Consider the following 15599-nt stretch of genomic DNA (forward strand, 5'->3'; position numbering starts at 1 on the left):
GAATGTGCGCCGGTTTCGAGGGAGGACGCGAATGACAGGTATCGAGATCGTCAATCTCAACAAGCGGTGGGCGACGTTCGATGCCGTGAAGGACGTGAACTTCACCGTGGAGCCGGGCACGCTGACCGTGCTTCTTGGACCTTCCGGCTGCGGCAAATCCACGACGCTGCGCCTGATTGCCGGGCTCGATACCGTTACATCCGGCACAATCCGTATCGGCGGTCGTGATGTGACCGATGCGCCGCCTGCCCGCCGCGACCTTGCAATGGTCTTTCAGTCCTATGCGCTGTTCCCGCATCTGAGCGTCGAGGAAAACATCGTCTTCGGTCTAAAGGTGCGCCGCGTGCCTGCCGATGAGCGCCGTCGCCGTCTCAACCGGGCCGTCGAGATTCTTGGGCTTGGTCCCTATCTTGGACGCAAGCCGTCACAATTGTCGGGTGGCCAGCAGCAGCGTGTTGCGCTTGGCAGGGCAATCGTCGCCGAAGCGCCGATCTGCCTGATGGATGAGCCCCTTTCCAATCTCGATGCGCAATTGCGCCACGATATGCGCCGCGAAATCCGCAACATCCAGCGCGCGCTCGGCATGACCATGGTCTATGTGACGCACGACCAGATCGAGGCGATGAGCCTTGCCGATCAGGTCATTCTCATGAAGGCCGGGCATATTGAGCAGAAGGCAACTCCGGAAGAGCTTTATCTGAAGCCTGCCACCACCTTTGCCGCACGCTTCATCGGGACACCACCCATGAACCTCGTGGGCCTGGCGGATGGCGCCGGTGGCGCGGTTGTAAAGGGAACGGCGGCGCGCATGTTCGAGGGGCGCGGCGAGGGGCTTCTGATGGGCCTGCGGCCCGAGCAGATCCGCGTTGGCGAGGAAGGCATGCTGCCCGTCATCGTGCGCAATGTGGAGTATCACGGCGCCGACAGCATTCTGGAATGCGAGGCGGGCGAGGAGAATATCACGGTGCGCGTGGACGGTGTCCGCCCTATCGCGGTCGGAAGCCGGCTGAGCCTAAGCTGGGAGCCTGAGGCCATGCACGTTTTCGATAGGGAGAGCGGCTTCGTTCAACCGGTGCGCTGACACCGCGCGAATACGCACCCGTGTAAGCAGAACCATATTGGTGAGGAGGAGAACATGAAAAAAACGAAACGCTTCTTCAAGGCATCGCTGCCGGCCTTTGCGCTTCTGGCGATGGTGGCTGGCGCCGAGGCAGAGCCGGTCGAGATCAACTTCTATTATCCCGTGGCCATCGGCGGCCCGGTGAGCAAGATTTTCGAAGGGCTGATCGAGCGCTTCGAAGAGGGACACCCGGACATCAAGGTCAATCCGATCTACTCCGGCACATATTCGGAAACCTTCAGCAAGGCGCTGACGGCTTATCGCGCCGGCCAGCCGCCGGAAGTCGCCGTGATCCTTTCCACCGACATGTTTTCGCTGATCGATGAAGACGCCATCGTGCCGATGGAGGATTTCGTCAAGACGGACGAGGACAAGGCGTGGCTTGCCGGTTTCAATCCGGTGTTCATGGCCAACAGCCGCTCCCAGGACAAGACCTGGGGCGTGCCCTTCCAGCGCGGCACCACCTTGTTCTTCTGGAACAAGGAAGCCTTCAAGGAAGTGGGCCTCGATCCCGATAAGGGGCCGCAGAACTGGGAAGAGGTTGTCGATTTCGCGACAAAGCTGACGAAGCGCGACGCCGGCGGCAATGTGGAGCGTTGGGGCATGCAGGTGCCGTCCTCGCTGACTTCCTACTGGCTTTTGCAGGGGTACGTCGCCCAGAATGACGGCAAAATCTATGAAGAGACCGGCGACAAGACCTATTTCGACAGTCCCGAAGTGGTCGAGGCTCTGCAATATTGGGTCGATCTTGCCGCCAAGCACAAGGTGATGAAGCCCGGCGTGATCGAGTGGGCGACCAATCCGAAGGACTTCTTTGAGGGCCGCGCCGCAATGATCACGACCACCAGCGGCAATCTGACAAACATCAAGACCAACGCCCCCTTCGATTTCGGCGTGCAGATTCTTCCCGAACACAAGAAGCGCGGCGCTCCGACCAGCGGTGGCAATGCCTACATCTTCAACGATGTGGAGCCGCAGAAGCAGGAAGCAGCTTTCCAGTTCGTGAAATGGCTTTCCATGCCTGAACAATCGGCCGAATGGAGCATCAAGACGGGCTACATCGCCGCGCGCGACGATGCCTGGGAAACCGATGCAATGAAGGCTTATGTTGCCGAGTTTCCGGGTGCTGCGGTAACACGCGAGCAGATCCCCTACATGGTGCCGGAGCTCTCCACCCACGAGAACCAGCGCGTGGCTCGCGTCATCGACGATGCGATCGAGGCTGCGCTGACGGGCGGCAAGCCAGTCGACAAGGCTCTTTCGGATGCTCAGCAGGAAGCCGAGCGCATCCTGAAGCCCTATCGCGACTAGCAGGTTCGATCCCGCGGGGCCGTACGAACGTTGCGGCCCTGCGGTTTTCCAAGACAGCCAGAATTTGAAAGAGGGGCTCCGTGTACAGGATAAGAACTGCGGTCACTCCATGGCTGTTGCTTCTGCCAGCGGCTGTGCTGCTGGCAGCCTTTACGCATTTTCCTGCTGTGATGACCTTCATCAGCAGCACTTTCCAGACCCCGCGTGGCAAGCGGCCTGCCAAGTTCGTCGGCATGGATCACTATGCGTCGATGCTCAGCGATCCGGTCTTCGTCGCCGCACTCAAGAACAACGCGATTTATGCGCTGGGCACGGTGCCTGCCTCCATCGCGCTGGCGATGCTGATGGCGGTTATCGTGAACTCGGCCATCAAGGGTAAGGCGCTTTTGCGCATGTCCTTCTTCCTGCCGACGGTGCTGCCGATGATCGCCGTCGCCAATATGTGGCTGTTCTTCTACACGCCGGGCTACGGCCTCATCGACCAGTTCCTGGGCCTTTTCGGTTTTCATGGACGTAACTGGCTGGGCGATCCTGAAACGGCGCTTGGCAGCCTGATGGTGCTCGCGGTGTGGAAGGAAGCCGGATTCTTCATGATCTTCTACCTGGCTGCCCTGCAGCAGATCAGCCCGAGCCTTGGCGAGGCAGCGGCGCTGGAAGGGGCGGGCCGGTGGTATTTCTTCCGGCGTGTCACATTCCCGCTGCTCATGCCGACGACACTGTTCGTGATGATCAACGCATTCATCAACTCGTTCAGACTGATCGATCATGTGATCGTCATGACGCGCGGCGGCCCCGATAACGCCAGCACGCTGCTGCTCTACTATGTCTACAACGTCGCTTTCCGTTACTGGGATACGGCCTACGCCTCGGCAATCACGGTCGTGATCCTGATCGTGCTCGCACTGCTTGCCTTCATCCAGTTCGGCATCCTCGACCGCAAGGTGCACTACAAATGACCATCGCAGCTTCCCTGCCGCAGTCGCGCGGCGAAAAACTCTGGGACCTGCTCGAAAAGGCGGGATGCTATCTGCTTGGCATCCTGTGGGTCCTGCCCCTTCTCTATTCGGTGTGGATGGCCTTTCATGCCCCCGAATATGAGGTTCGTTTTGAACTTTTCGCACCGCTGACGCTGGAGAATTTCTTCAACGCGTGGAATGCGGCCCCCTTCGGACGCTACTTCCTCAACACCTTCATGCTGATTTCGACGATCCTCGTCTGCCAGTTCGTGATCTGCACCCTCGCGGCCTATGCGTTCGCGCGTTATGAATTCCGCGGCAAGACGCTGATCTTCATGCTGGTTCTGGTCCAGCTGATGATTATGCCCGAGGTGTTGCTGGTGGAGAATTACCGGACGATCTCGCAACTCGGCCTTGTCGACACGATCCTTGCCATGGGGCTTCCCTACATGGCGTCAGCTTTCGGCATCTTCCTGTTGCGCCAGACCTTTCTGACCATCCCCCGGGAACTGGACGATGCCGCACGGGTGGAAGGCGCTGGCCCGCTGATGACGCTCTGGAAGGTCTATGTGCCGCTCGCCCGCCCGATCTATGTCGCCTACGGCCTGGTGTCGGTGAGCTACCACTGGAACAACCTCCTGTGGCCGCTCGTCATCACCAACTCGGTGACGACCCGGCCGCTCACCGTGGGGCTGCAGGTCTTCGCATCGCCGGATCAGGGCGTGCAATGGAGCGTAATTTCGGCGGCAAGCCTGATGACGTCCGCTCCGCTTCTGGTCGGTTTCCTGCTCTTCCAGCGGCAGTTCGTGCAAAGCTTCATGCGCGCCGGCATCAAATAGCCGGGCGCTTCCCGATCAGGTCCGGGGACGGCCGGCGGAGGAGCTCACGGAAATCGCCGCGGTTTCCGATCGAATCCCTCTCCCTTCGCCAGTCGTCTCCGGGCTTGACCTGGGGCATTTTACAGTCAGGTGGAATTACCTGACATCCGTATAAATGCAGAAAAACAGGAAGATAGGGCGGGACAGCGTTTCTGCGAAACGATGAACCGCGCTAGGGCATTCAGCCAAGGATGTGGATCGAACCGGCCGAAGGCTCCAGAAACACTTGCGATCCCGCCTGAAACAGTCCGGCCTCCGCGGGGTTTGAAATATCCACCAGCCAGTTTCCGAGGCCATCCACCTCGACCAGATATTCCGCGATATTGCCGAGGAACATCACGCGGCGCACGATGCCCCGGAACTGTCCGCCCTCGGCTGAAAGGTGGATCGCTTCCGGGCGCAGGATCGCTGATACCTCCGCTCCCGCCGGCAGTTCGGGGACGAGCGGAACGCCGATGCTGACGCCGTTGATCTCGATTGTGTTTTTGCCCGCGATCCGCGCCTCGACGATGTTCGCCTTGCCGATGAAGTCTGCAACGAAACGGTTCGCCGGGCGCGCATAGATTTCCTGCGGTGTGCCGAGTTGCTCGACCACGCCGGATTTCATGATGACGATCTCATCCGAGATGCTCATCGCCTCCACCTGGTCATGGGTCACATAGATGCTGGTGATGCCGAGGCGCTGCTGCAATTCGCGGATCTCGACGCGCATCTGCTCGCGCAGCTTGGCGTCGAGATTGGACAAGGGTTCATCGAACAAAAGCACCTTCGGCTCCATGACGATGCATCGTGCGAGCGCTACGCGCTGCTGCTGGCCGCCGGAGAGCTGGTTGGGCGAGCGCTTCGCATAACCTTCGAGCCCCGTTTGCTCGAGTACACGCGTCACCTTCGCCTCGATCTCCGCCTTGGGCAGATGTCTGAGCCGCAGCCCGAAGGCAACGTTCTCGAACACGTTCAGATGCGGAAACACCGCATAGGACTGAAACACCATGGCCGTGTCGCGGGTGTTGGGCGGTTCCTCGTTCATGCGCCGTTCGCCGAAGAACAGGTCGCCCGAGGAAGGCTCCTCGAAGCCCGCGATCATGCGCAGCAGCGTGGTCTTGCCGCAGCCTGACGGGCCGAGCAGGGTCACGAGCTTTCCCGCACCGATATCAAGATTGATATCCTTGACCGCATGCACGGACCCACCGCCAGGGCTGGGAAAAACCTTGTTGAGGCCGACGATACGAATGCTGTCTGTCATTGAAATCTCACCATGGAGGTGTGGCGGGTCCACCGATTGATCAGAAAGCTGATGATGCCGATGGCAATCAGCACGATGACGATCACCACCACGCTGAAGGCGGCCGAGACGCCGAGACGGCCCGACCCCACCTGGTTGAGGATCTGCACGGTCATGAGGTTCCAGTTTGCCGAGACCAGGAAGATTGCGGCGCTAATGGCCGTCATGGCGCGCACGAAGGCATAGACAAGCCCGGAGAAGAAGGCGGGCGCGATCAATGGCAGCGTCACCTTGCGGAATGTGGTCAGGCCGTTTGCGCCGAGATTTTGCGCGGCTTCTTCGATCGAAGGATCGATCTGCCGCAATACGGCGATGCCCGACTGGATACCGACTGGCACATAGCGGAAGACGAAGCACAGGACGAGGATCGCCAGCGTGCCCGTCAAGATGATGGGCGGTGCGTTGAAGGCAAGGATATAGCCGATGCCGACAACGGTTCCGGGCACGGCGAACGAAAGGATCGAGCCGAATTCGAGCGCGGTACGGCCTGGAAAGACCCGCCTCACCACCAGGAAGGCGACAAGCATGCCCAATATGCCGCTGATCGGGGTCGAGACGATGGCGACGATCAGCGTATCCTTCACCGAATCCAGCCCGACATCGAAGACGTATCGGAAATGCGCGAGCGTCGGCGTGTAGTTGAAGCCCCAGACCTGGGTGAAGGCGCCGACGATGATGACGGCATAGAACGCCGTGACGAGCACGGCGAAGAAGCTCACGATACCGTAGAGCAGCCATTTCATCGGATTGCTGACGATCTTGCTGGTCGATGCCGTCGGCTTTCCGGTGACGGTGATGTATTGCCGCTTGGCCAGATAATAGCGCTGGATGGCGAAGGCCGTCATCGAGGGGATGAGCAGCACGATGGCGAGCGTCGCCCCGCGCGACAGGTTGAAGGAGCCGGTAATCTCCAGATAGGCCTGCGGCGCAAGCATGGGAAAGGCGGCTCCGGCCAGAACCAGCGGATTGCCGAAATCGGCCATGGATTCGATGAAGACGACGAGGAACGCACTCGCGATTCCCGGCAGGGAAAGCGGGAAAGTGACTTTCCAGAAGGTCTGCCAGCGGGTTGCGCCAATGTTTAGCGCTGCGTCTTCGAGCGTCGGGCTGAGCGAGGCAAGAACGCCGCGCAGGGAAAGATAGGCGATCGGCGCGAAGGTGAAGACCTGCGAGATCACCACCCCGTGGAAGCCGTAGATGGAAAAGTCGTTGAGCCCGAGGAGCTGGCGTGTCACCAGTCCGTTGAAGCCGAACAGGAAGAGGATCGACACCGCGCTGACGAAGGGCGGGGAGACGATCGGCAGGATCGTGATGTAATGCAGGAGCGTCTTGCCCGGCACTTCCAGCCGCGTCAGGACGAATGCCGCCACATAGCCAATGGCCACGCTGATGATGCCCACGAGCGCTGCGACGCTGAGGCTGTTGACCAGCGCGTTGCGGTAGAGGCGGCGTTCGGCGAGTTCCCGGTAGCCGTCGAGCGTCCAGACGTCGTTGACATGCAAGCTGGCCATGAAGACCTTGACGAGCGGATAGACGACGAAGACGGCGATCGACAGCGCGATCACCGTCAACAGGACGAGCAGAACCGGGTCCCGCGCCAGGAGGCGCAGTTGCGAGCGTGCGGTGCCGGACAAGATACTGTCTGCCTTACTGACCGAGCACGTCCTTGGTCCAGCGCTCGACAAGGCGCTGCTTGTTCTCGGCGGCAAAGGAAGGCTTCACCGAAACGAGCTTGATCTTGTCGAGGGAGGGAACCCCCGCGCCGCCGCTGACATCGGTGCGCACCGGCAGGAAGTAGGTCTTGGTCTGGCTGAGCGCCGTCTGGCCTTCGGCGGAGGTCATCCAGTCGACAAGCTTCTTGGCCTCGTCGGGTTTCTGCGCGCCCTTGAGGATCGACATGGAGGCGACCTCATAGCCGACACCCTCGCTCGGGAAGACGACCTCGACCGGATACCCTTCATCGGCGAGCTTCAGGAAGCCCGGCGTGAACTGGATCGCAAGCGGCGTTTCGCCGACGCCAAGCGCACCACTCGGGGCCGTGCCACTCTGGGTATAGGTCTGAATGTTCGGATTGAGCGCCTTCAGATATTCGAACGCGCCATCTTCGCCACGCTCCTCAAGGAGTGTCAGGATCACGGAATAGGCGGTGCCGGAAGATTGCGGCGAGGGCATCTGGATCAACCCCTTGTAGGCGGGGTTCTTCAGGTCTTCCCAGGAGGTTGGAACCGGCGCGTTGCGGCTTTTGAGAATGTCGGTGCGCACGCCGAAGCCGAGCGGGTTCGTGTAGATCGCATGCCAGAAGCCGTCTGCGTCCTTGAATTCGTCGCGCAATGCCGAAGCGTTGGGCGAAGGATAGGCTTCCGTCAGTCCGCGTTCCTTGGCGAGGATATGGTTCTCGCTTGGTGCGCCGAACCAGATATCGGCTTGCGGCCGGGCCTTCTCGGCCTCGATGCGCGAAAGTGCGGGGCCGGAAGAGAGGAACACCATCTGCACGTCGACACCGGTTGCCTCGGAGAAGGCATCGAGCAGTTTCTTCGCGTTTTCCTCGTCAACGCTGGAATAAACGGTCAGCGCATGAGCAGAACCGACCGTGAGCATGGATGCAAGCACGGCGGCAGCGGCAGTTCGCAGCGAAAACTTCATGATTTTCCTCCCCAGAAACCTTGTCGCGAGTGATCTTGTTGGACGGATCACCGTATCGGCAGCCGGCATATATGGCAACGTTTCCATATCGGCTTTTCACCGCCGAGCTGGCGCGTGCCGAACATGGTTATTCAAGAGGGGGCTTGTGCTCGGGCATTCTGGCCAGGGCTTCTATCGAGGCGATGACCATGTCTGTCGCGCAATAGTCGGGCTTGTGCCCGAGCCCGGGGATGACGATCAGCTCAGCATTCGGTACTGCCTGCGCCATCTGCCGCGAATGGATGTCCGGTGAGACGACGTCGTCCGTGTCGCCGGTGACGATAATCGTGTTGGCTGCAATCTTCGCATATCTGCGGGCGTTTTCCTTCGTCCAGTCGAGCAGCGATGCGATCTCGCGGGCATTGTGCCGGAAGGCGGCGGGTTGAATGGCCTCGATGGCACGGCTCTTCTCGATATAGCCCGCAGGAAGAGGGTCCGGCGAGAAAACCGAGCGCGCAGCGCTTTCCATTGCCAGCCGCCCGGCGAGGGGCACGACAAGGCGGGTGAACAACCAGCCGAATACCGGCATTGCCGAAGCGGTGTAATACCATGCAATTCCGCCGGGCCATGGATAGAGAACCGGGGAAAGAAGCAGCAGCCCGCGCAGCTTCTCGGGGTGTTCAAGCGCCAGCGCGGCGGCTACGGCGCCGCCATAGGAGTGTCCCACCACGATTGCCCTGCCGATGCCGCGCTCATCCATCAACCTGGCAATCGCATGAGCCTGCCCGTCCGGCCTGCGGTTCTCCGCAGGTCCTGCCTGCGAGCCGCCATGCCCCGGCCGGTCCACGAAAAAAAGCGAGGCCCGCCCCTCGAGCGGTTCGCGAAACGCATTGAGCGGGTCCAGAAGGCTCGTGCTGGCCCCGTGAATGAAAAGGACAGGAGGCAGGTCCGCATTTTCCCGGGCTTCGATCAGAAGGCTCCTCATGCGGTAACCGCCCACATCTGTCAGGCGATCTTCCACGCGCATCCCGTCGGTTGAGGAGCTTTCGAGCGGTGAGGAAGCAGTGGCGATATCCATGGTCTGCCTTGGAGAGCTTGAAATTATTCTCACAGATAGGGCGTCTGAGCGCCGGAAAAAACCGTCGCGGATATCAAGTCTAACGCGCGAGTGCGTCTGGCGGTTCACCGCGGTGGTCGATGTGAACCGTCGCTGAAGGGAAAGCGTATTGAAAACAGAACAGGCAAAGGGAGTTGCCATATGCTGCTGGGCAGGAGTGATGAGAACAAGGGCAGGCTGGCTTGGATAACAGGCGGCAGCTCAGGCATCGGTCGTGCGCTTGCCCTGCATCTTGCCAGGAAGGGCTGGCGGGTAGCCGTGAGCGCGCGCAGTGCTGAAGCCCTGGAGGCGCTGGCTGTCGACGGGAAAGGCCGCATCTTTGCCTGTCCGCTCGATGTGACGGATGCGCAGGCCGTGCGCGATAGTTTCGTGCTCCTGGAGCAGGAGCATGGGCCCGTCGAACTTGCGGTTCTGGCTGCGGGCACCTATCGGCGCGACGGAGCGTTCAACTTCACGATCGAGCGTGCGCGTACCATGATCGAAGTGAATCTGTTCGGCACAATGAACGCGCTCGAACCCGTTCTTGCCGCCATGATGGAGCGCCGGCGCGGCCATGTGGCCGTGATGGCATCGGTTGCTGGCTATAATGGATTGCCGGGCGGCGCGACCTATGGCGCCACGAAGGCCGCGCTCAACAATCTGTGCGAGGCAATGCGACCGGAAGCAGAGCGCCGGAACGTTGCCGTCACGGTAATCAATCCCGGTTTTGTCGATACGCCCCTGACGGAAAAGAACGATTTTCCGATGCCGTTTCTCATCTCGGCGCAGGAGGCCGCCGAAGCGATTGAGCGTGGACTTGCCGATGGGCGTTATGAGATCGTCTTCCCATGGAAGATGCGCATCGTCATTCGTCTGTTGCACGCGCTTCCAGCCGGGTTTCGCTTTTTCCTCATGCGGCGACTGGTCCGCGACCCTCAGGACCTCTGAAGTTCGAATTGCGCCACATCGATCCGCCCCGTTCGGAAACCGACCCTGCAATAGGCAAGATAATAGAGCCACATGCGATGGAAGCGCTCATCGAAGCCGAGCTTGGCCACAGCAGGCCAGGCGGGTCTGAATTTCTTTTCCCACTCATCGAGCGTGGCTGCGTAATCTCCGCCAAACCGAAAACAGTCGGTGACCTTCAGAGCGCCGCAAGATGCAACGTTTTCGAATGCGGTGACAGATGGCAGAAACCCGCCGGGAAAAATGTATGTCTGGATGAAATCGGCCCTGCGGCGATAGGTTTCGAACCGTCCCTCATCGATCGTGATGACCTGAACCATCGCCTTGCCTTGCGGCTTGAGAAGGCGCCGCAACTGGTCGAAATAGAGCGCCCAGTTCTCTTCTCCGACGGCCTCGAACATCTCGATGGAAACGATCTTGTCAAAGGTCCCCTCGCAATCGCGATAGTCTTCGATGCGGATATCGGCCCGGCCCTTCAGCCCGGCTTTCTCCAGCCGTTGGCGGGCAAAGACAGCCTGCTCTTTCGATAGCGTCAGCCCTGTCACCCGGCAGCCGGTTGTTCGGATGGCGTGTTCTGCAAACCCGCCCCAACCGCATCCGATTTCCAGCACATGATCCTGCGGGCCGATCCGCAGCCGCCTGAGGATGCGGTCATATTTTTCTGTCTGGGCGTCCTCAAGACTCTGGCCCTCGCGCGTGAAAAGCGCCGATGAATAGGTCATCGTGCTATCGAGCCATTGGGCATAGAAGGCATTGCCGAGATCGTAGTGGAAGGCGATGTTTCGCCGGCTTCCCGCGCGGGAATTGCGACGCAGCCTGTGGCGCAGGAAGTCGAAACGCGAGACGAGGGCTGATGTGTCGAGAATGCCGCCCCATGCGCTTTCATTGGCAATCGCAAGCTCAAGCAGGGCATCGAGATTGGGTGTCTCCACATGCCCGTCCATGAAGGCGCGTGCGAACCCGAGATCGCCACCGGTCAAAAGCTGCATGAAGGCGCGGCCCGAAACGAAATGAAGCCGCGCAGATGGGCCCTGCCGGGAACCAGCGGCTTCGTGTGTGCGGCCATCGGGAAAGCTGAGCGTGATACGCCCGAACGCGATGGCATCGGCCCAGCGGCAGAGGATTCTTTGCCAGAGAGGCCCGGCGGAGACGGCTGGAGCTCGGGAAGCGTTTTCAATGTGGCTCATGATGAAACGCCTTCGCTTTCACGGGAATGATTGTTCTGTCGATAGGGTTTTGCGCCGGCTGGTGCTTGTGGAACGGGACGCCTTTGAACCAAAGTTTCAACGCTTCGAAATGGATTGCTCCGGTCACCTTCAGGGTCATGAGGGGATAGGCGATCAGCAGGCGCAGCAGCGATTTGTCGCTGAAATGGCGATGCGAACCTGCAAAGGCGGCATAAAGGACCCGGTTGCCTGCCTCCGTTTCGTCAATCGCGATGCGCACCCTTTCCGCCGGGGGAGTGATGGTGAAACGGTATCGGCAATCCATCGAGAGGAACGGGGAAACGTAGAGTTCCTTGGCGCATTCATGGCGCGTCGGTTCGTCGGTATCGTCCTGCACCGGGATCAGATAGCTGTGCCGCTCTGCGAACGTGTTGCACACTTCGTATATGACGAGGCGAAGCCGCTCCGTGTCGTCATGGCAGAAATAGACGGTCAGCGGATTGAAAACATAACCGAAGATGCGCGGATAGCAGAGCACGCCGACGCGCATCCGGCGGCTATCGAGACCGGCGGCTGAAATCTGCTTGTCGACCCAGGCACGCAGTCCTCTTGCTTCGCCGGCACCATGGTCGCTGTCCCAAAAGGAGAAGACGGCCCTGCGGTTGTGGCCGAACATTCGGGATTTCCGGGAAAGCTCCGGCAGCTCGTCCAGATCGAGGAAAAGCGAGAATACGCGATAGTTCAGCCGATGCGCGCGCGGGCTGGAGCGCACATGCACCACCTGGCCTTCATAGATCGCCGATCGCCTGGTCATTCAGCCGCCACCAGTCCGGTGAGGGGTGGTGCGCCGGCTTCCACGACCCAGGGGCGCTCGATGCCACTCAGCTCCTCCGCCACCGCGAGGCCGGCCTTGATCCCGTCTTCATGGAAACCACTGCCGAAATAGGCACCGCAGAACCACGTGTTGCGCTTGCCCTGCAGTGCGTGCAGCCCGCTTTGCGCCGAGAGTGCGCGCCGGTCGAACAGGGGATGCGCATAGTCGAACGCCCGGATAACCTGTCCATCGGGTATCGGGCGAATGGGGTTCAGTGTCACGAAGAACTGTTCCCGGGTGCCGAGATTCTGCAGCTGGTTCATCCAGTAGGTTACGCAGAGCTGGGCATCGTCGCCGCCATTTCCGTCCGAAACGTAGTTCCAGCTCGACCAGACCGAACGCCGGCGTGGCATCAGCGTCCGGGCCTTGTGCAGAACGGCCGTATTGGGTGTGTAGGCGAAGGCGCCGAGCAGGCGGCTTTCTTCCGGACTCGGGTCATCGAGCATCGCCAGTGCCTGATCTGCATGGACAGCGATCACGACGTCATCGAATGTGTCGGAATGCCCCGTTCCGTCAAGGACCGTCACCCCGTCATCGCCCCGATAGACACGCAGAACGGGAGTGTGCAGCCGCAATTCACCCGAAAAGTCTTCCAGAAGCCTGGAAACATAGGTCCGGCTACCGCCGCAAACGGTGCGCCAGCGAGGCCGGTCCTTGAGAAGCAGGAGCCCGTGGCGCTCGAAGAAGCGAATAAATGCGAAAAGCGGGTAGGCGCGCATTTCGCGTGCTGTGGTGGACCAGATCGCTGCACCCATGGGCAGAAGATGGTCTTCGATGAATGCTGCGCTGTAGTCTGCGCCGTCGAGATATTCGCCAAGGGTCACGCTGGCGAGTCCGGGCTTTGCCAGAAGCCCGGAAGCCTCGCGATAGAAGCGCCGGATGTCATTGACCATGCGCCAGAAACGGGGGCGCATCAGGTTGGTCTTCTGTCCCAGCAACCCCTTGAGTCCGGATCCCGAATATTCGAAGCGGCCCTGATCCAAAGATGCGGCAAAGGACATGTCGGAGAGCTGGGTGGGAACGCCAAGCTGCTTAAACAAAGCCACAAGGTTGGGATAGTTGCGCTCATTGTAGACGATGAATCCCGTGTCGATAGCGACAGGTCCGTCGGCTGTTTCCACATCGACGGTATTCGCATGACCGCCGGGGCGCATCTCCGCCTCATAGAGCGTGACTGAAGCGCTCTTACCCAGAAGCCAGGCTGCGGAAAGCCCGGCTATGCCGCTTCCGATCACGGCGACGCGTTTTTTGTTTGAAGGGCGCGTGGTGGCAACCAAGGGATGTTCCTTTCCCGGAAACTTTCTCCTTGTTACGCGGCGCGCCATGTTATGGATTGGTAGCCGGAGAATATTTCTTCGAGTGATCTGCTTGTCAGGTTCGCCCGTAGAGCGTGGCATGAACCTGGAACTGTCTCCGGCACGGCCTGTCGAACAGGCAGCTTTTTTGATGCAGCACCCCGTAAAGGTGCGGCCGATGGCGTCTTGTAGGCGGAGGAAGATGGAAGACGGAGATCGTTCCGAGACGGAGGAAGGCGACATGGCCCGCCTGCTTGCTGCTGTGGGCAGGGACGCAAGCATGGAGGCCTTTGAAGTCGTTTTCCGGAATTATGCACCGCGCATCCGCTCTTACATGATGCGGCTTGTGCGCGACCCACAGATGGCTGAAGAGCTGATGCAGGAAACAATGATGACGGTCTGGCGAAAGGCCGCGCTGTTCGATGCGGAAAAGGGCAACGTGTCCGCCTGGATATTTACCATCGCCCGAAATCTGCGCACTGACAGTTTCAGGCGAACAAGACGCGCCGATTTCGATCCCAACGATCCGGCTTTCGTGCCGGATCCTGAGCAGCCCGCCGATGCGGCCTTCGAGGCGCGCGAGGCAGAGGCTCGCTTGCACGAAGCCATGAAGGGACTGCCCGCCGAGCAGCGGGACCTGTTGCATCTCGCCTTCTTCGAGGAGGTTTCCCACAGTGAAATCGCCTCCCGTTTGGCTTTGCCTCTGGGCACCGTGAAATCGCGCATAAGGCTTGCTTTCGGCAAGCTGCGCTCAGCACTGGGGGAGCGGCCATGAGCGTGCGCCACCAGGTCAGCGACGAGCTTTTGCTGGATTACGCGTCGGGAAGCCTGTCGGAAGGATGGCGTATTGCAGTGGCCTCGCACCTTGCGCTGTGCCCGCAATCCCGCCGCCGCCTTGCCGTCATGGAACTGACCGCCGGCGCATTGATCGAAGAAGAGCAACCGGAAAGCTCCACCGCGGACGACGACGATGCGTGGAGCGCAATGCGCACGCGCCTTGCCGCCGGTGGCGGAGCTTTAAGCGGTGGTGTCGATACGCCTCGTCCCGTCTCCCGCGATGCAATCGTCCTTCCAGAGCCGTTGCGCTCCTATGCGGGTGGCGATGTCGGCTCACTCAAATGGCGCCCTCTAGGGCGCGGGGCCTATCACATCCTCATCCCCACTGCCGACAAAAGCACCAGCGTGCGCCTGTTGCGCATACCGGCCGGAAAGCCGGTGCCCGAGCATGGTCATGGCGGCCGCGAACTCACCCTGGTCCTGTCCGGAAGCTTCAATGATGGCGGCGAAGTTTTTGCGCGTGGCGATCTGGAAGAGGCCGATGAAACGCTCGAGCATCAGCCTGTTGCCACGCCCGGTGAGGATTGCATCTGTCTCGCAGTTACCGATGCGCCGCTAAAATTCCGCAGCTGGCTGGTACGTCTCGTGCAGCCGGTATTGGGTATCTGAACCGCAACCGCGAAGGCAAGAAGCAGGCCTCATGAGCTACATCGTCGCTTATATCGCCACCGCAGTCGTCTTTTTCGCCATCGACTATGTTTGGCTGTCGCGGATTGCGGTCGATTTCTACCGCTCGCGGATGGGCGATATGCTGCTAGCCCAGCCGAACCTGGCTGCTGCCGGCCTGTTCTATCTCGTCTATGTCGCGGGTATCGTTTATTTCGCGGTAGCGCCCGCATTGAGCAGCGGAACTGCACTGAGCGCCTTTGCAGCCGGCGCCATCCTCGGTCTCATCGCCTATGGCACCTACGACATGACCAATCTTGCCACCTTGCGCAACTGGTCGATGGCCGTGACCGTTGTCGATATTGCCTGGGGAGCGTTCCTCACAGGAACGGCTGCAGCGGCCGGGTACATGGTCGCCATGCATTTTTCGCGCTGAGCTGAAAAAGCGCCGCCGCCGCTCCATCATTTTCCACAAGACCTCTGCTTCCCGACCCGGCTGAAAAGGCTCGGTCGAAAGAAGCCTCTCATCCCATGTGTATGACGGGATTCGAACGTCATATCCGCGAAATAAAATTCGTTTAGTGAATTAT

The 15599-nt window shown here is 60.3% G+C and carries 15 protein-coding genes; 8 read left to right on the plus strand and 7 right to left on the minus strand.

The genetic code is table 11. The features are described from left to right. The first annotated feature begins 31 nt into the window (after nucleotides 1-31). The 4 genes from NA8A_RS17325 (at nucleotide 32) to NA8A_RS17340 (ending at nucleotide 4226) form a co-directional block, all read left to right on the plus strand. Nucleotides 32-1081 (plus strand): ABC transporter ATP-binding protein, encoded by a 1050-nt coding sequence (locus NA8A_RS17325; RefSeq protein ID WP_009451664.1) that lies wholly within the window; start codon nucleotides 32-34, stop codon nucleotides 1079-1081. Between the two features lie 54 nt (nucleotides 1082-1135). After that, entirely contained in the window at nucleotides 1136-2431 is a 1296-nt protein-coding gene (locus NA8A_RS17330) for an ABC transporter substrate-binding protein (protein ID WP_009451665.1), read from the plus strand. A gap of 80 nt (nucleotides 2432-2511) precedes the next feature. Beyond that, nucleotides 2512-3387: a carbohydrate ABC transporter permease gene (locus NA8A_RS17335; RefSeq protein ID WP_040672917.1), complete on the plus strand. Its 876-nt coding sequence runs from the start codon at nucleotides 2512-2514 to the stop codon at nucleotides 3385-3387. Then, nucleotides 3384-4226: a carbohydrate ABC transporter permease gene (locus tag NA8A_RS17340; protein ID WP_009451667.1), complete on the plus strand. Its 843-nt coding sequence runs from the start codon at nucleotides 3384-3386 to the stop codon at nucleotides 4224-4226. The genes NA8A_RS17335 and NA8A_RS17340 overlap by 4 nt, the downstream gene beginning before the upstream one ends. Before the next feature lie 220 nt (nucleotides 4227-4446). Here NA8A_RS17340 and NA8A_RS17345 read toward each other — a convergent pair whose 3' ends face one another. The 4 genes from NA8A_RS17345 to NA8A_RS17360 form a co-directional block, all read right to left on the minus strand. Beyond that, complete coding sequence (locus NA8A_RS17345) at nucleotides 4447-5508, minus strand: ABC transporter ATP-binding protein (RefSeq protein WP_009451668.1); 1062 nt, start codon at nucleotides 5506-5508, stop codon at nucleotides 4447-4449. Further along, nucleotides 5505-7181: an ABC transporter permease gene (locus NA8A_RS17350; RefSeq protein ID WP_009451669.1), complete on the minus strand. Its 1677-nt coding sequence runs from the start codon at nucleotides 7179-7181 to the stop codon at nucleotides 5505-5507. Before NA8A_RS17350 ends, NA8A_RS17345 begins: the two co-directional genes overlap by 4 nt. 13 nt (nucleotides 7182-7194) lie before the next feature. Further along, nucleotides 7195-8190 carry an ABC transporter substrate-binding protein gene (locus NA8A_RS17355; RefSeq protein WP_009451670.1) on the minus strand — a complete coding sequence of 332 codons (996 nt, stop codon included), beginning with the start codon at nucleotides 8188-8190 and terminating at the stop codon, nucleotides 7195-7197. Between the two features lie 127 nt (nucleotides 8191-8317). Continuing rightward, entirely contained in the window at nucleotides 8318-9247 is a 930-nt protein-coding gene (locus NA8A_RS17360) for an alpha/beta fold hydrolase (RefSeq protein WP_009451671.1), read from the minus strand. Between the two features lie 180 nt (nucleotides 9248-9427). Between NA8A_RS17360 and NA8A_RS17365 the strand changes: the two genes are divergently transcribed. Beyond that, nucleotides 9428-10213, plus strand: coding sequence for an SDR family NAD(P)-dependent oxidoreductase (locus tag NA8A_RS17365; RefSeq protein WP_009451672.1), 786 nt, complete (start codon nucleotides 9428-9430; stop codon nucleotides 10211-10213). On the opposite strand, the gene NA8A_RS17370 is transcribed toward NA8A_RS17365, so the two are convergent. From NA8A_RS17370 to NA8A_RS17380, 3 genes are read right to left on the minus strand one after another with little or no spacing between them, the layout of a single operon-like run. After that, nucleotides 10201-11418, minus strand: a complete 1218-nt coding sequence (locus NA8A_RS17370; protein WP_009451673.1) for an SAM-dependent methyltransferase — start codon at nucleotides 11416-11418, stop codon at nucleotides 10201-10203. The genes NA8A_RS17365 and NA8A_RS17370 overlap by 13 nt on opposite strands. After that, complete coding sequence (locus NA8A_RS17375) at nucleotides 11405-12211, minus strand: DUF1365 domain-containing protein (RefSeq protein ID WP_009451674.1); 807 nt, start codon at nucleotides 12209-12211, stop codon at nucleotides 11405-11407. The genes NA8A_RS17370 and NA8A_RS17375 overlap by 14 nt, the downstream gene beginning before the upstream one ends. Further along, on the minus strand, nucleotides 12208-13548 hold the full coding sequence (locus tag NA8A_RS17380) for an NAD(P)/FAD-dependent oxidoreductase (RefSeq protein ID WP_009451675.1): 1341 nt from the start codon (nucleotides 13546-13548) through the stop codon (nucleotides 12208-12210). Before NA8A_RS17380 ends, NA8A_RS17375 begins: the two co-directional genes overlap by 4 nt. Before the next feature lie 220 nt (nucleotides 13549-13768). On the opposite strand from NA8A_RS17380, the gene NA8A_RS17385 reads away from it, so the two are divergent. The 3 genes from NA8A_RS17385 to NA8A_RS17395 are packed head-to-tail and all read left to right on the plus strand — an operon-like array spanning nucleotide 13769 to nucleotide 15445. After that, complete coding sequence (locus NA8A_RS17385) at nucleotides 13769-14341, plus strand: sigma-70 family RNA polymerase sigma factor (protein WP_009451676.1); 573 nt, start codon at nucleotides 13769-13771, stop codon at nucleotides 14339-14341. Beyond that, entirely contained in the window at nucleotides 14338-15012 is a 675-nt protein-coding gene (locus NA8A_RS17390; RefSeq protein WP_009451677.1) for a ChrR family anti-sigma-E factor, read from the plus strand. The genes NA8A_RS17385 and NA8A_RS17390 overlap by 4 nt, the downstream gene beginning before the upstream one ends. A gap of 31 nt (nucleotides 15013-15043) precedes the next feature. Next, nucleotides 15044-15445, plus strand: a complete 402-nt coding sequence (locus NA8A_RS17395) for a DUF2177 family protein (protein WP_009451678.1) — start codon at nucleotides 15044-15046, stop codon at nucleotides 15443-15445. Nucleotides 15446-15599: the final 154 nt, after the last annotated feature.

The organism is Nitratireductor indicus C115, assembly GCF_000300515.1.
Taxonomy (GTDB): Bacteria; Pseudomonadota; Alphaproteobacteria; order Rhizobiales; family Rhizobiaceae; genus Nitratireductor; species Nitratireductor indicus.

Coding starts and splice junctions, on each gene's coding strand:
- NA8A_RS17325 (WP_009451664.1), top strand. CDS start 32: ATGACAGGTATCGAGATCGTCAATCTCAACAAGCGGTGGGCGACGTTC.
- NA8A_RS17330 (WP_009451665.1), top strand. CDS start 1,136: ATGAAAAAAACGAAACGCTTCTTCAAGGCATCGCTGCCGGCCTTTGCG.
- NA8A_RS17340 (WP_009451667.1), top strand. CDS start 3,384: ATGACCATCGCAGCTTCCCTGCCGCAGTCGCGCGGCGAAAAACTCTGG.
- NA8A_RS17345 (WP_009451668.1), bottom strand. CDS start 5,508: ATGACAGACAGCATTCGTATCGTCGGCCTCAACAAGGTTTTTCCCAGC.
- NA8A_RS17355 (WP_009451670.1), bottom strand. CDS start 8,190: ATGAAGTTTTCGCTGCGAACTGCCGCTGCCGCCGTGCTTGCATCCATG.
- NA8A_RS17360 (WP_009451671.1), bottom strand. CDS start 9,247: ATGGATATCGCCACTGCTTCCTCACCGCTCGAAAGCTCCTCAACCGAC.
- NA8A_RS17365 (WP_009451672.1), top strand. CDS start 9,428: ATGCTGCTGGGCAGGAGTGATGAGAACAAGGGCAGGCTGGCTTGGATA.
- NA8A_RS17370 (WP_009451673.1), bottom strand. CDS start 11,418: ATGAGCCACATTGAAAACGCTTCCCGAGCTCCAGCCGTCTCCGCCGGG.
- NA8A_RS17375 (WP_009451674.1), bottom strand. CDS start 12,211: ATGACCAGGCGATCGGCGATCTATGAAGGCCAGGTGGTGCATGTGCGC.
- NA8A_RS17385 (WP_009451676.1), top strand. CDS start 13,769: ATGGAAGACGGAGATCGTTCCGAGACGGAGGAAGGCGACATGGCCCGC.
- NA8A_RS17390 (WP_009451677.1), top strand. CDS start 14,338: ATGAGCGTGCGCCACCAGGTCAGCGACGAGCTTTTGCTGGATTACGCG.
- NA8A_RS17395 (WP_009451678.1), top strand. CDS start 15,044: ATGAGCTACATCGTCGCTTATATCGCCACCGCAGTCGTCTTTTTCGCC.